14 protein-coding genes are annotated in these 12,563 nt (G+C 70.7%); 9 read left to right on the top strand and 5 right to left on the bottom strand.

From position 1 onward, the window contains the following. The first annotated feature begins 17 nt into the window (after nucleotides 1–17). Nucleotides 18–584, top strand: coding sequence for a hypothetical protein (locus tag AMK10_RS22980; protein WP_073749781.1), 567 nt, complete (start codon nucleotides 18–20; stop codon nucleotides 582–584). A 236-nt stretch (nucleotides 585–820) separates the two neighbouring features. Beyond that, entirely contained in the window at nucleotides 821–2,416 is a 1,596-nt protein-coding gene (gene lnt / locus AMK10_RS22975) for an apolipoprotein N-acyltransferase (RefSeq protein ID WP_073749780.1), read from the top strand. Nucleotides 2,417–2,456: 40 nt separating this feature from the next. Here lnt and AMK10_RS22970 read toward each other — a convergent pair whose 3' ends face one another. After that, nucleotides 2,457–3,044 (bottom strand): TetR/AcrR family transcriptional regulator, encoded by a 588-nt coding sequence (locus tag AMK10_RS22970; RefSeq protein ID WP_073749779.1) that lies wholly within the window; start codon nucleotides 3,042–3,044, stop codon nucleotides 2,457–2,459. 156 nt (nucleotides 3,045–3,200) lie between these two features. On the opposite strand from AMK10_RS22970, the gene AMK10_RS22965 reads away from it, so the two are divergent. Genes AMK10_RS22965 through AMK10_RS22955 form a run of 3 tightly spaced genes read left to right on the top strand, consistent with a single transcriptional unit; the run spans nucleotide 3,201 to nucleotide 5,698 of the window. Further along, nucleotides 3,201–4,220 (top strand): aldo/keto reductase, encoded by a 1,020-nt coding sequence (locus tag AMK10_RS22965; RefSeq protein WP_073749778.1) that lies wholly within the window; start codon nucleotides 3,201–3,203, stop codon nucleotides 4,218–4,220. Between the two features lie 41 nt (nucleotides 4,221–4,261). After that, nucleotides 4,262–5,209 (top strand): LLM class flavin-dependent oxidoreductase, encoded by a 948-nt coding sequence (locus AMK10_RS22960; protein WP_079180836.1) that lies wholly within the window; start codon nucleotides 4,262–4,264, stop codon nucleotides 5,207–5,209. A 9-nt stretch (nucleotides 5,210–5,218) separates the two neighbouring features. Beyond that, a complete protein-coding gene (locus tag AMK10_RS22955) occupies nucleotides 5,219–5,698 on the top strand; it encodes an NUDIX hydrolase (protein WP_073749777.1) in 480 nt (159 codons plus the stop codon). Nucleotides 5,699–5,745: 47 nt separating this feature from the next. Here the strand turns inward: AMK10_RS22955 and AMK10_RS22950 are convergent, their stop codons facing one another. Further along, nucleotides 5,746–7,134 (bottom strand): MFS transporter, encoded by a 1,389-nt coding sequence (locus tag AMK10_RS22950; protein ID WP_073749776.1) that lies wholly within the window; start codon nucleotides 7,132–7,134, stop codon nucleotides 5,746–5,748. Nucleotides 7,135–7,441: 307 nt separating this feature from the next. Between AMK10_RS22950 and AMK10_RS22945 the strand changes: the two genes are divergently transcribed. The 3 genes from AMK10_RS22945 to AMK10_RS22935 all read left to right on the top strand — a co-directional run bounded on the left by AMK10_RS22945 (nucleotide 7,442) and on the right by AMK10_RS22935 (nucleotide 9,694). Beyond that, nucleotides 7,442–7,666, top strand: coding sequence for a hypothetical protein (locus tag AMK10_RS22945; protein WP_073750168.1), 225 nt, complete (start codon nucleotides 7,442–7,444; stop codon nucleotides 7,664–7,666). Nucleotides 7,667–7,809: 143 nt separating this feature from the next. Further along, nucleotides 7,810–8,889: a polyprenyl synthetase family protein gene (locus tag AMK10_RS22940; protein ID WP_073749775.1), complete on the top strand. Its 1,080-nt coding sequence runs from the start codon at nucleotides 7,810–7,812 to the stop codon at nucleotides 8,887–8,889. A 274-nt stretch (nucleotides 8,890–9,163) separates the two neighbouring features. Beyond that, the gene (locus AMK10_RS22935; protein ID WP_073749774.1) at nucleotides 9,164–9,694 is read left to right on the top strand and encodes a hypothetical protein; all 531 of its coding nucleotides are present in this window, start codon (nucleotides 9,164–9,166) and stop codon (nucleotides 9,692–9,694) included. Nucleotides 9,695–9,744: 50 nt separating this feature from the next. On the opposite strand, the gene AMK10_RS22930 is transcribed toward AMK10_RS22935, so the two are convergent. Further along, nucleotides 9,745–10,164, bottom strand: a complete 420-nt coding sequence (locus AMK10_RS22930) for a hypothetical protein (RefSeq protein ID WP_073749773.1) — start codon at nucleotides 10,162–10,164, stop codon at nucleotides 9,745–9,747. 277 nt (nucleotides 10,165–10,441) lie between these two features. Between AMK10_RS22930 and AMK10_RS22925 the strand changes: the two genes are divergently transcribed. Beyond that, nucleotides 10,442–11,779 carry an MFS transporter gene (locus AMK10_RS22925; protein ID WP_073749772.1) on the top strand — a complete coding sequence of 446 codons (1,338 nt, stop codon included), beginning with the start codon at nucleotides 10,442–10,444 and terminating at the stop codon, nucleotides 11,777–11,779. Nucleotides 11,780–11,836: 57 nt separating this feature from the next. Here AMK10_RS22925 and AMK10_RS22920 read toward each other — a convergent pair whose 3' ends face one another. Together AMK10_RS22920 and AMK10_RS22915 are read right to left on the bottom strand one after the other, a co-directional pair. Beyond that, a complete protein-coding gene (locus tag AMK10_RS22920) occupies nucleotides 11,837–12,229 on the bottom strand; it encodes a VOC family protein (protein ID WP_073749771.1) in 393 nt (130 codons plus the stop codon). After that, nucleotides 12,226–12,528 (bottom strand): ArsR/SmtB family transcription factor, encoded by a 303-nt coding sequence (locus tag AMK10_RS22915; protein WP_073750167.1) that lies wholly within the window; start codon nucleotides 12,526–12,528, stop codon nucleotides 12,226–12,228. The genes AMK10_RS22920 and AMK10_RS22915 overlap by 4 nt, the downstream gene beginning before the upstream one ends. Nucleotides 12,529–12,563: the final 35 nt, after the last annotated feature.

Genomic DNA, 12,563 nt, shown 5'->3' with positions numbered 1-12,563 from the left:
CGGTTACGCTGCTTGGCATGACGGACCACCCCGGCAACGCGCGGCACGGTTCGAGCCAGGCCCCCAGTACGGTCTGGACGGGACGGGCCACCAATCGCTTCCAATGGCTGCTCGCGGCTGTGGGAGCCGGGTGCCTGGCGCTCGGCATCGAACTGGCGGTCGATTCGGCCTGGAGTGCCGGGATCGCCCCGCTGCTCATGTCCGTCATCGGCTGCGTCGCCGCAGGGCTCCTCATCCTCTTCGGCACCCTCGCCTTCGTGCATGTGGCCGTCAAGGTCGACGGCGACGCCCTCGAGGTCCGCTGCGGCCACGCGGGGCTTCCCCGGCGCCGCATCCTGCTCACCCATGTGGTGGGCGCGGACTTCGTCCCCAAGGTCACGCCCCGCCAGTGGGGCGGCTGGGGCTACCGCTGGCGCCCCGAGCAGGGCACCGCGGTCGTCGTACGCCGGGGGGAGGCGCTGGTGCTCCGGCTGGGCGACGGCAGGACTTTTACTGTGACGGTGGACAACGCGGAGGGCGCCGTGCGCTTCATCCGCGACCGGCTGCACCTCGCTCCCGCGGCGACGGGCCCTCCAGGAGCCTGAGGCCCGCACGGGCCGTGTGGTCCGGGCGCGCTCCGGTCGCCGCCTCGGCCTCGGGAGCGGGGCGTGCTCCTGTTGACCTGACCTGACCTGACCTGACCTCGGCCGTGGGATCAGGGCTAGGTCTCCTGCCCCGGCTGTGGGATCCGCCCGGGGCAGTCGTGCGTCTGCGAGGCGTACCGCGCTCCGGAGCGGGAGCGGCTGCCGCCCGCACAGCCGATCACCGTAGACTCCGCCAGGTGAGCGCCACCGTCACCACCGTCGATCCGCCGTCCGTCCCCGCGTCCCGCAGCAGGAAGCTGTGGCCGCGGCTCGTCCGGCCGGCCGCAGCCGTCCTCTCCGGTGCGCTGCTCTACGCGAGCTTCCCGCCCCGGCCTCTCTGGTGGCTGGTACTGCCCGGCTTCGCCCTGCTGGGCTGGGTCCTGAGCGCGCGCAGGCTGCGCGCGGCGCTGGGGCTCGGGCTCCTCGCGGGCCTCGGCTTCATGCTGCCGCTGCTGCACTGGACGGGCGAGGAGGTCGGCCCGGTCCCGTGGCTCGCGCTCGCGCTCGCCGAGGCCCTGTTCATCGCCGTGGGCTGCGTCGGGATCGCCGCGGTCTCCCGGCTCCCGTACTGGCCCGTCTGGGCCGCCGCCGTCTGGACACTGGACGAGGCGGTCAGGGCCCGGGTGCCGTTCGGCGGCTTCCCCTGGGGCAAGATCGCCTTCGGCCAGGCCGACAGCGCGTTCCTGCCGCTCGCCGCGCTCGGCGGCACGCCGCTGCTCTCCTTCGCCGTCGTCCTGTGCGGCTTCGGCCTCCTGGAGGCCGTGCGCCAGGTCCGCCGCTACCGCGCCGACGGCACCGTGCCGCGCGCCGCCGTGATCGCGGCGGCCGTCACCGTCGCCGCTCCCGTGGTCGCCGCGCTGGCCGCCCTCCCGCTGGTCGACGACTCGGCAGAGGACGGTACCGCCACCGTCGCCGCGATCCAGGGCAACGTGCCGCGCCTCGGGCTCGACTTCAACTCCCAGCGCCGGGCCGTCCTGGACAACCACGTGGCGCGTACGGAGCAGCTCGCCCGGGACGTCCAGGCGGGGAAGGAGCCCAAGCCCGACCTGGTCCTGTGGCCGGAGAACTCCTCCGACCTCGATCCGTACCGCAACGCCGACGCCACCGAGGCCATCGACCGGGCCGTGCGGGCCATCGGCGCCCCCACGGTCATCGGCGCGGTCCTCACACCGGACACCGGACCGCTGCGCAACACCCTGATCGAGTGGGACCCGAAGAGCGGCCCCGTCGACACCTACGACAAGCGGCACATCCAGCCGTTCGGCGAGTACATGCCGATGCGCTCCTTCGTGCGGATCTTCAGCAAGGACGTCGACCGGGTGCAGCGTGACTTCGGTCCGGGCAGCCAGGTCGGCGTGTTCGACCTGGCCGGAACCAAGGTCGGGCTCGTGACCTGCTACGAGGCCGCGTTCGACGACGCCGTGCGCGACACCGTGACGAACGGCGGCCAGTTCATCGCCGTACCGAGCAACAACGCGACCTTCGGGCGCAGCGAGATGACCTACCAGCAGCTGGCGATGAGCCAGGTGCGGGCGGTCGAGCACGGGCGGTCCGTCGTCGTGCCCGTCACGAGCGGTGTCAGTGCGGTGATCCGGCCGGACGGCACGATCGTGGAGCAGACCAGGATGTTCACCGCGGACGCCCTGGTGGACGAGGTGCCCCTGCGCTCCTCGCTGACGCCCGCGACCCGGCTGGGCGTCCTGCCGGAGGGCATCCTGTCGCTCCTCGCCGTGGCCGGTCTGGGCTGGGTGACCGTCCGCTCCGCGCGCGCCAGGAGGGCCCGCCGGGGCTGAACCTCTCCCGCCCGTACGGAATCCCCGCACGGTCGCCGTCTCAGGGCGTGCGCAGCCCCGTGACGAGGAATCCGACCAGGCGGCGGGGGTCGTACCCGGGATCGCTCTCCGCGCCGATGCAGAGGTTCCCGACGCCCCGCATCAGCTCGTACGCCGTCAGGTCGGCCCTGACCTCGCCCGCCTCGGCCGCGGCGTCGAGCAGCTCTGTGCACACGGGCACGAGCCGGTCGAGGAAGTAGGCGTGCAGCGCCTCGAAGCCGGTGTTGTCGGACTGCAGCGCGGCGGCGAGTCCGTGCTTCGTGACCAGGAAATCGACGAAGAGGCCGATCCAGCTTCCCAGCGCCGCGTGCGGGGTCGCGCTCGTCGCCAGCAGGGCCGGGCCCGCCTCGGCGCACGCCTCGACCTGGTGCCGGAAGACCCCGATGATCAGGTCCGCCCGCGTCGGGAAGTGGCGGTAGATCGTGGCCACCCCGACTCCCGCCCTGGCCGCGATGTCCCGTACCGGGGCCTCCACGCCCGACGCCACGAAGGCCGCCGCCGCGGCTTCGAGCAGCGTCATCTCGTTGCGCCGGGCATCCGCCCGCTTGCGCGGAGCCGTCCCTCCCGCGCCTGCCTCGCCGTCGTTCACCACGATCGCTCCTTCCGCCGCCGGCCCTTGCCAAGCGGAACCGTGTTCCGTATCGTTAGCGGAACCGGGTTCCGTTTGCTCATTCTGTCAGAGCGGGAGTCCCGGTACCAATCCATGCGTCGCCGTCAGGCTTCACCCGTGATGGAGGAACAGCTCATGCAGTACCGCACCTTGGGCCGCACCGGTGTGCAGGTCAGCACCCTCGCGCTCGGCGCCATGAATTTCGGCAGCATCGGCCGCACCAGCCAGGACGAGGCCACGGCGATCGTCGATGCCGCCCTGGACGCGGGGATCAACCTCATCGACACCGCCGACATGTACGGCGAGGGCGAGTCGGAGGAGATGGTCGGCAAGGCCGTCGCGGGCCGCCGGGACGACATCGTGCTCGCCACGAAAGCCACCATGCCGATGGGCGACGAGCGCAACCACAGGGGCGCCTCGCGCCGCTGGCTGGTCACCGAGCTGGACAACAGCCTGCGCCGTCTCGGCGTCGACCACGTCGATCTCTACCAGATCCACCGATGGGACCCGACCGTCAGCGACGAGGAGACGCTGTCGGCGCTGACCGATCTCCAGCGCGCGGGGAAGATCCGCTACTTCGGCTCCTCCACTTTCCCGGCCTACCGCCTCGTGCAGGCGCAGTGGGCCGCCCGCGAGCACCACCTGGGGCGTTACGTCACCGAACAGCCCAGCTACTCCATCCTGCAGCGTGGAATCGAGTCCCATGTGCTGCCCGTGACCGAGGAGTACGGGATCGGGGTGCTGGCGTGGAGCCCGTTGGCCTCGGGCTGGCTGTCGGGTGCGGTCCGCAAGGGCCGGCCGGTCACCACGAGCCGGTCGAAGGTCCTTCCGGAGCGCTTCGACCCCGCGATTCCCTCCAACAGGGCCAGGCTCGACGCCGTCGAGCGGCTGGCGGTGATCGCCGAAGAGGCCGGGCTGACGATGATCCAGCTCGCGCTGGGATTCGTGACCGCGCACCCCGCCGTGACCGCCGCCATCATCGGCCCCCGCACCACCGAACACCTGCGCACACAGCTCGCCGCCGCGGACACGGTCCTCCCCGCAGACGTGCTCGACGAGATCGACGCCGTCGTCGCTCCCGGCACCGACCTCGCCCCGCACGAGAAGTTCGACACCCCGCCGGCGCTGCTCGACCCGGCACTGCGGCGACGGTGACCCGCCGGGCGACCCCTCCGGATCCGAAAGGACCAACGACCATGCCGCACACACCCCGGCCGAGCTTCGGGATCATGACGGCGCCCTCGCAGGCCGACTACCAGGACATCCTGCGCGTCTGGCACGAGGCCGACGCGATCCAGGAGATCGAGCACGCATGGCTCTTCGACCACCTCATGCCCATCTTCGGCGACCTGGAAGGAACGGCCTACGAGGGCTGGACCCTGCTCTCGGCGCTCGCCGCCCGGACCCGGCGCCTGCGGCTCGGCGTGCTGGTGACCAGCAACCGGTTCAGGCCGCCCGCGATGCTGGCCAAGATCGCCACGACCGTGGACATCGTCTCCGGCGGCCGGCTGGACTTCGGAATCGGAGTCGGCTCACGCCCCGGTCATCCGGTGGCCCGCCGCGAGTACGAGGCGCACGGCCTGCCCTTCCACGATTCGGCACACGCCGTGGAGAGCCTCGCCGAAGCCTGCACGGTGATCCGGCGGCTGTGGACGGAAGAGAAGCCCTTCGACTTCCACGGCACCCACCACCGGCTCACCGGAGCATTCGGCAATCCCAAGCCCGTACAGCGGCCCCACCCTCCGGTCCTGATCGGCGGGCGCTCGTCCGCGACCCTCCGGGTGGTGGCCGAACACGCCGACCTGTGGAACATCCCGGGCGGTGACATCGAGGACGTCGTCAGCCGCAGCGCGCTGCTGGACCGCTACTGCGCGGAGATGGGCCGCGATCCCGCATCGATCACCCGATCGATCCACCTGCCCGTCTCCTACGACCGCCCCGGCGGGACGCGCGAGGCGATCGCGCAGGCGCTCGGGGCCGGCTTCACACACATCGTCCTCGGACTGCCGGCTCCCTGGCCCGCCGGCGTCGCACGGTGGGCGGCCGACGAGCTCATAGGCCCGTCGGCCCAGGTGCGAGGGCCCGGGTCCGAGACGCCACGGGCGGAAGGACCGCTGCCGGAACGCGCTCCGGCGGCCACGTAGGCTCGCCCCATGTCCACTCCTGAATTCATCCGCGACATCCGTGCCACCGCCGGTCACCAGCTGCTTCTGCTGCCGGGCGTCACCGCGATCGTCTTCGACGACGAGGGCCGGGTCCTGCTCGGCCGCCGGTCGGACACGGGCAAGTGGTCGGTCATCGGCGGCATCTCCGAGCCGGGCGAGGAGCCCGCGGCCACGGCGGAGCGCGAGGTCTACGAGGAGACGGCCGTGCACTGCGTCGCCGAACGGGTGGTGCTCACCCAGGCGTTGAAGCCCGTGCAGTACGCCAACGGGGACCGCTGCCAGTACCTCGACATCACCTTCCGCTGCCGGGCCACCGGCGGCGAGGCCAAGGTGAACGACGACGAGTCGCTGGAGGTCGCGTGGTTCGACGTCGATGCGCTGCCTCCGCTCAACGAGTTCTCGCTGTTCCGGATCAAGCAGTCCCTCACGGACGGCCCCACCTGGTTCGAGCCCACCGGGGCGGTCTGACGGATCCGGCTCCCGCCGGGGAGCCGGATCCGCCGGGCACCGTCGGTTCAGACGGAACGGGCGTCGGCGGGCAGCGCCGCGGACTCCGCGGTCTGCCTGTCGGTGCCCGGTTCGATGGCGGCGAGATCCCGGCTCCGGGTCTCCTTGGCGCAGACGATCGCCAGCACGGTGAGCAGCGCGGCGGCGATGACGTACAGGGAGATCGGGGTCGAGCTGTCGAAGTCGGCGAGCAGCGCGGTGGCGATGAGCGGCGCGGGGGCGCCGGCGGCGACCGACGAGAACTGGGCTCCGATCGACGCGCCCGAATAGCGCATCCGGGTCGCGAACATCTCCGCGAAGAACGCCGCCTGCGGTGCGTACATGGCGCCGTGGAAGACCAGGCCGATCGTGACGGCCAGGAGCAGGCTCCCGAAGCTGCCGGTGTCGATCAGCGCGAAGAACGGGAACATCCACACCCCCACACCGATCGCGCCGATCAGATAGACGGGCCTGCGACCGATCCGGTCGGAGAGCGCGCCCCACAGCGGGATCACGGCGAAGTGCACGGCGGAGGCGATGAGTACGGCGTTGAGAGCCGTCTGCTTGCTCAGCTCCACGGCCGTCGTCGCGTACACGAGGATGAACGCCGTGATCACGTAGTAGCTGATGTTCTCGGCCATCCGCGCACCCATGGCGATCAGCACATCGCGCCAGTGGTCCCGCAACACGGCGACCAGCGGCATCTTGTCCGCCGGTGCCTGGGCAGCCTTGCGCTGCTCCGCCTGAGCCAGCGCCGCCTTGAACACAGGTGATTCATCGACAGAGAGACGAATCCACAGACCGAGGATCACGAGTACGCCCGAGAGCAGGAAGGGAATGCGCCAGCCCCACGCCTCGAAGGCGGTTTCCGACATCAGGGCCGTGAGCGCGGAGAGCACTCCCGTCGCGAGCAACTGTCCTGCGGGCGCCCCGGTCTGGGGCCATGAGGCCCAGAACCCGCGCCGCTTCGCGTCCCCGTGTTCCGACACGAGCAGCACGGCGCCGCCCCACTCGCCGCCGAGGGCGAAGCCCTGGACCAGGCGCAGGACGGTGAGCAGGACGGGTGCGGCGGAACCGATCGTGGCGTGCGTCGGCAGGAGCCCGATGGCGAAGGTCGCACCACCCATCATCAACAGGCTCAGCACCAGCAGCTTCTTGCGCCCGAGCCGGTCTCCGTAGTGCCCGAACACCAGAGCGCCGAGGGGGCGCGCGGCGAACCCGACCGCGTAGGTGAGGAAGGAGAGAAGGGTACCGACGAGCGGATCGGAGTCGGGGAAGAACAGCTTGTTGAAGACCAGTGCGGCGGCGGAGCCGTAGAGGAAGAAGTCGTACCACTCCACGGTGGTCCCGACGAGGCTCGCTGCGACGATGCGGCGGAGGTTCGAGGGGGGTGGGGGAGCGGTTGCTGGGGCGGCCATGGATACCACTTCCGGACAGTTGGCGGGGACGTTTCCGTGTCGCCATACCGTAGGAAGGGCCAGGTCAGGGGCGTATGTGGCGGGACACCATAGTTCGAGGGCCAGCTATGAGTGCGGCCATCATGCCGGCGCGCGGAAGGGCGGTTCAGCGACGCGAAGGAGCCGTGGGCGGGTCCGGGCCCCCGTGGCTCCAGCCGTGCGCACGCGCAACGCCCGGTCCGACGGCGGTACCGGCCATGGGCCCGGGCGGAAGTCGCGGGCCGTGGAGCGGGTCGGTCCCGGCCGCACGGTTCCCTACACTCGCGGGGTGAACAACTACACCTGCACCCACTGTGGCAATGTCGGCTTGATGGACGGGTTCATCGAGGACGCCGGCGAGCACTCGCGCGGTTATGCGCGCTGGATCGAGGGTGCGTTGGAGCGGGGAGTCTTCGGCGGTGCCAAGAGGATGGGCCGGCCGCGTCGGCAGATAGAGGCGTTCCGCTGTCCCGGGTGCGGCCACCTCGAGTTGTTCGCCACCGGCCAGGTGTAGTCGGCCCTCGGGCGCACCGGCGTGTCGTGGCGGGCGTGTGGCATCAGCGCCCCCTCGCTCGGCCGTGGGTGAGGTCGCGGCGCCGTCCACGGGAATGGCAGGCTGTCCACCGACATCCATGAGGAAGGCCGGTCCGAACGCGGATGAACAGCAGTGCACTGACCGTCATGGAGCGTGCCGCGGGTCACCAGCAGCGCTTCGACTCGTCGTTCGAGAAGTACTTCGCCGGGCTCGGCGGTGACCTCAACGGCGCGAGGCTGGGCCGCTTTCCGCCCCGGTGCCTGGAACTGCTGGCGGAGTTGTCGCTGCGCGGCGGAAAGCGGGTGCGGGTCGCCCTGCTCCACGAGGCGGCTCGCCTCGTCGGGGAGGAGGAGATACCAGGGCTGCTGGAAGCCGCGCTGAGTCTTGAGCTGCTCCACAGCCACGCGCTCATCCTCGACGACATCATGGACGACTCACCCCTGCGCCGCGGGGGACCCTCGACGTTGTACGCGTGCCGCGCGGATCTCCCCGAGAACCCGCAGGCCGCGCTGGGCCTGGCCATGATGGTGGGGGATCTCGCCGGATTCCTGGCCCTGCGCGTGCTGTTCGATGCGGACCTCCCCGCCGATCGCAAACAGGCCCTGCTCGACGTCCAGCTCGGTGTGACGACGGATACCGTCATCGGTCAGATCCTCGACCTCGAACGCGACGTCATCTCCTCGGAGGACGAAGGCCTGTTGGAGACCGTGTGCGAGTACAAGACGTCCCGCTACTCCATTCTCGCCCCCCTGCGCCTCGGCCTGCTGGCCGCGGGCGAGGATCTGGCCGGGCACGAGGAGAGCCTGCACCGATACGCCATGCTGGCCGGCATCAGCGGCCAGATGCGTGACGACTACCTCGACCTCTTCGGCGACCCGGACGTCACCGGCAAACCCCTCGGTGCCGACCTGAGGGCCGGCCGCCTCACCTATCTGGTCCGTGACCTGCTCGCCGTCACGGACGCGGTGGAGCACGACACCATCAGGGCCGCTCTCGGGAGTTCCAGGTGCACACCGCGGGAGATCGACCGGATCCGCGACATCGCCTACCGCCACGACGTGCACGAGCGTCTGCAGTCGGCCATCGACCGCTACGCGGAAGCCGCCGCCACCGAGGCGGCCTCCTGGCGTCGGCACTGGCGTGAGGACGCCGTCGCCGTCTTCGAGCAACTGCCCGTGTGGAACACCAGGAGGGCCAAGTAGGCCCGTAGGTCCCACGCGTCGCCGCCTGGCGCATGGGTGGAGGGCCCGGACGTCGAGGCGAGGCGTCCCTCTCAGCCGTTGAACTGCCTGCCGTCCCACGGTGGCTCCCGGGCCGCCACAGCCGCAGGTTTCTCCATCCACCCCGGCCCTCACCCGGCAAAGCGCCCCGAACCGAGGAGGTCGGTCGGTCTACAGCGCCCTGAACGGGGGGAGTATGGGGGCATGGTCGGGGCGGGGAACACGCGCATTCTTCTTCGGGGTGGGTGGTGAGGCTGTGATTCTCACGGAAGAGCAGTGGGAGGCGCTGGATCCGGACAAGTACCTCGGATACGGACCACGGGAATTACCCTGCGCCGAGGACGCTCATGTCGACGCGGCGATCCGGGCGATCAACAGCACCGAGGACATGGAGGTGATCGTCAGGTTCACCCGGCATTCCACCTGGAAGGTATTCAAGGCTTTCGCCGCCCGCATGGCCTCACTCGGAGTGCGTCATCGAGACCCGGAGATCATCAGGCGCGGCGTGGTGGCATGCGGTGTCGCCCTGTCGAGGTCCGACGACCACCGCGAAGTGATCCTGTCCCTCGCGGTGCTCCATCGGGCCTGTGTCCTGATCGAGGAGGATCCCGCCGAGGTGTTCCGGGGCGCCGTCGGTGTCATGCCCCACTGGATTGCTGAAACAGTCGGTCAATTCCCCATGAGGGATGACCTTCGGATCGAGTCGTTCGGTTGGGCTGAAGGAGCGGACGGCTCAGGGTTCAGGTTCATCAACACGTGGTGGCTCCTCTACGGCCCCGCCCGATGACCGGCCGGCGCCTCACCCGTCACACGAGCCGGCCGCGCAACCCGGTGCGCCTACCGGCCCGGGGGTGACACCCAGGGAGCGAACCGCTGATCGGGCCCCGCGTCCTCGCGCCAGTACCGCAGAACCGTTTCCTGGACGATGTCGAGGCGCTCTGCTGCGATGAGGCACGTGGCCGACTCCTGTCCGCCGGCGTCGGCCTCGAAGGCGACCACGACGGGCGGCCTCTCTCCGAGCTCACGGCTGAGTTTCAGGAGCTCGTCGGGCGACGGGGACCGGAAGACCGGATCGTGGAAGCCGGACGGGCAGCGGACGAAGACCGGATCGCCGAAAACCAGTTCCAGGCCGTGATGGTAGGTCAAGTCGTGGCCGGCGGCCAGCCTGAGCTGTCCGCCCGTCCAGGCGACGACGTCCCAGTCCCACCAGGACCCTTCGGGAAGCTGGATCGCGGTATGCGCTCCTTCGGCGTCCACCGGCGGTCTCCTCGTCGCGTTCGAACAGGTCGGCACTCCGCACAGCGGACTGCGAGCCTACGGCTCGACGAGTGAGGACCCCGAGGTGCCGGGAAGCCTCGTCACCCGGCGGACCGGCCGGGGGTGATGCCGCCGACGTGCGTCACAACCATTGACAGTGCGGGGCCCCGCAGGAACACTCACATCGCCCCTCCGGTGAATGAAATTTCACCACGCGAACACTGTGAGCGAAGGGCCACCCGCACGCCACACCGCAGTGGCAGAAAGGGAGTGCTCCGTGACTCCGTCCCCACCCCCGCGCGATCGCTCGTTCCGTGGCGTCGCCCTGGTCATCGCCCTGTGCTGGATGGCCGTCTTCTTCGACGGCATGGACGTAAACATCTACGGCGCGACCATGCCGCACCTTCTCGCCGACGAGGATCTCGGCTTCACTCCGGGCCTCGCCGGCACCATCGGCAGCTGGACCACCTTCGGCATGCTGATCGGCGCCCTCGCCGCGGGTACGCTCACCGACTGGCTCGGACGCAAGCCCCTGGTCACCGGCAGCGTCGTGCTGTTCTCGCTGGGTTCCGCGCTGTGCGCGCTGGCCCCCGGGGCGGCCGTCTTCGGTGCCGGACGCTTCGTCTCGGGGCTGGGCCTCGGGGGTCTGATGCCGATCGGGCTGGCGATCGTCGCCGAGTTCGCCCCGCCCCGCCGGGCCGCGCTCGCGACCGGGCTCATGATGACCTCGTACCACGCGGGCGGCATGGCGGCCACCGGCATCGGTCTCGCGGTCGCCCCCGAGCACGGCTGGCGCTGGGTCTTCTGGGCGGGCGTGCTGCCCGCCGTCATCGCCGTACCGCTGGTGGTCAAGTGGCTGCCGGAGTCGCCCGGTGTGCTCTTCGCGCGGGGGCGTACGGAGGAGGCGTACGCCGTCGCCGACCGGTACGGCCTCGACCGCCCCGGTGTCCAGCAGGCGCCCGAGGCCGGCGCCAAGGGCCGCATGGCCGCGATCGGTGCGCTCTTCGCGCCGGGCACCCGCCTGGCCACCCCGCTGCTCTGGGTCGCGTCCTTCGCCGGTCTGCTCCTGGTCTACGGCGTCTCGACGTGGCTGCCCGAACTCATGCGCGCCTCCGGCTACTCGCTCTCCTCGTCCGTCACCTTCCTGATGGTGATCAACGCGGGCGGCATCGTCGGCATGCTCGTGGCGGGTCGTACGGCGGACCGCTTCGGCCCGGTGAAGATCTCGGCGATCTGGTTCCTGCTGACCGCCGCCGGTACGTTCCTGCTGCGCAACGAGCTTCCGCTGGGTGTGGCGTACGTGGTCGTCTTCGTCACGGGTGTCTGGCTGTTCAGCGCGCAGGTCATGGTCTACGCCGCCACCGCCCGCGTCTACGCCCCTCGTGAGCGTGCCACCGGCCTCGGCTGGGTCACCGGCGTCGGCCGCACCGGCGCCGTGGTCGGCCCGACTCTCGGCGGCGCGGTCCTGGCCGGCGGGAACGCGGGCCTGGGATTCACGACCTTCGCCGTGACCGCAGTCCTCGGAGCGGCGGCGATCTCCCTCGTCTCGCTGGTGACGGCGGGCCGCCGCCCGGTGGCCGAGACGTCGCTCGGCCGGTCGGCTCCGGCCGCGTGACGGGAGCCCCGGCTCCGACGGCCGCCTCCGCCCGGCCGGGCGGAGGCGGCCGTCGGCCTACTGCGGCTGGGTCGCGATCTGGATCAGGTTGCCGCAGGTGTCGTCGAGGACGGCGGTGGTGACCGGGCCCATCTCCAGGGGTTCCTGGGTGAAGCGGACGCCGAGGGCGCGCAGGCGCTCGTACTCCGCGTGCACGTCGTCGACGGCGAACTGGGCGAGCGGGATGCCGTCGCCGACGAGCGTGTCGCGGTAGGTCCTGACGACCGGGTGCCCGACCGGCTCCAGGAGGAGTTCCGTGCCGCCGGGCTCCTCGGGCGAGACGACGGTCAGCCACCGGTCCTTCTCGCCCAGCGGCACGTCGTGCTTCTTCACGAAGCCGAGGATCTCCGTGTAGAAGTGCAGGGCCCTGGCCTGGTCGTCGACGAAGACGCTGGTCAGATGGATTCTCATGGGGTGTTCTCCTCCGGTCCGGATGTGTCGTGCGCGAGCCACCGCTCGCCGATCTGCCGCAGCGGGGCCGTGTTGAGGTCGTGGAACTTGTAGCGGCCCACCCGCCTGGTCTCGACGAGCCCGGCGGCCTCCAGCACGGCGAGGTGCTGGGATATCGCCTGGCGCGAGATGCCGAGCCGATGCTTCATGGTCAGCCGCGAGCAGATCTCGAACAGCGTCTGCCCGGACTTCTCCGTGAGTTCGTCGAGGATGGTGCGACGGGTGGGGTCGGCCAGGGCTTTGAAGAGGTCGTCGGCCACGGCCACACCATAGGCAATCGTTCACTTGCCTATCA

It is taken from the genome of Streptomyces sp. CB02058 (assembly GCF_001905505.1).
In the GTDB taxonomy this organism is placed as follows: Bacteria; Actinomycetota; Actinomycetes; order Streptomycetales; family Streptomycetaceae; genus Streptomyces.
This window is presented reverse-complemented; position numbering and strand designations above follow the sequence as displayed.

What these genes read in the sequence shown, in the direction of transcription:
- AMK10_RS22960 (WP_079180836.1), top strand. Translation starts at nt 4,262, where the DNA reads ATGCCGCACACACCCCGGCCGAGCTTCGGGATCATGACGGCGCCCTCG.
- AMK10_RS22965 (WP_073749778.1), top strand. Translation starts at nt 3,201, where the DNA reads ATGCAGTACCGCACCTTGGGCCGCACCGGTGTGCAGGTCAGCACCCTC.
- AMK10_RS22940 (WP_073749775.1), top strand. Translation starts at nt 7,810, where the DNA reads ATGAACAGCAGTGCACTGACCGTCATGGAGCGTGCCGCGGGTCACCAG.
- AMK10_RS22955 (WP_073749777.1), top strand. Translation starts at nt 5,219, where the DNA reads ATGTCCACTCCTGAATTCATCCGCGACATCCGTGCCACCGCCGGTCAC.
- AMK10_RS22950 (WP_073749776.1), bottom strand. Translation starts at nt 7,134, where the DNA reads ATGGCCGCCCCAGCAACCGCTCCCCCACCCCCCTCGAACCTCCGCCGC.
- AMK10_RS22920 (WP_073749771.1), bottom strand. Translation starts at nt 12,229, where the DNA reads ATGAGAATCCATCTGACCAGCGTCTTCGTCGACGACCAGGCCAGGGCC.
- AMK10_RS22980 (WP_073749781.1), top strand. Translation starts at nt 18, where the DNA reads ATGACGGACCACCCCGGCAACGCGCGGCACGGTTCGAGCCAGGCCCCC.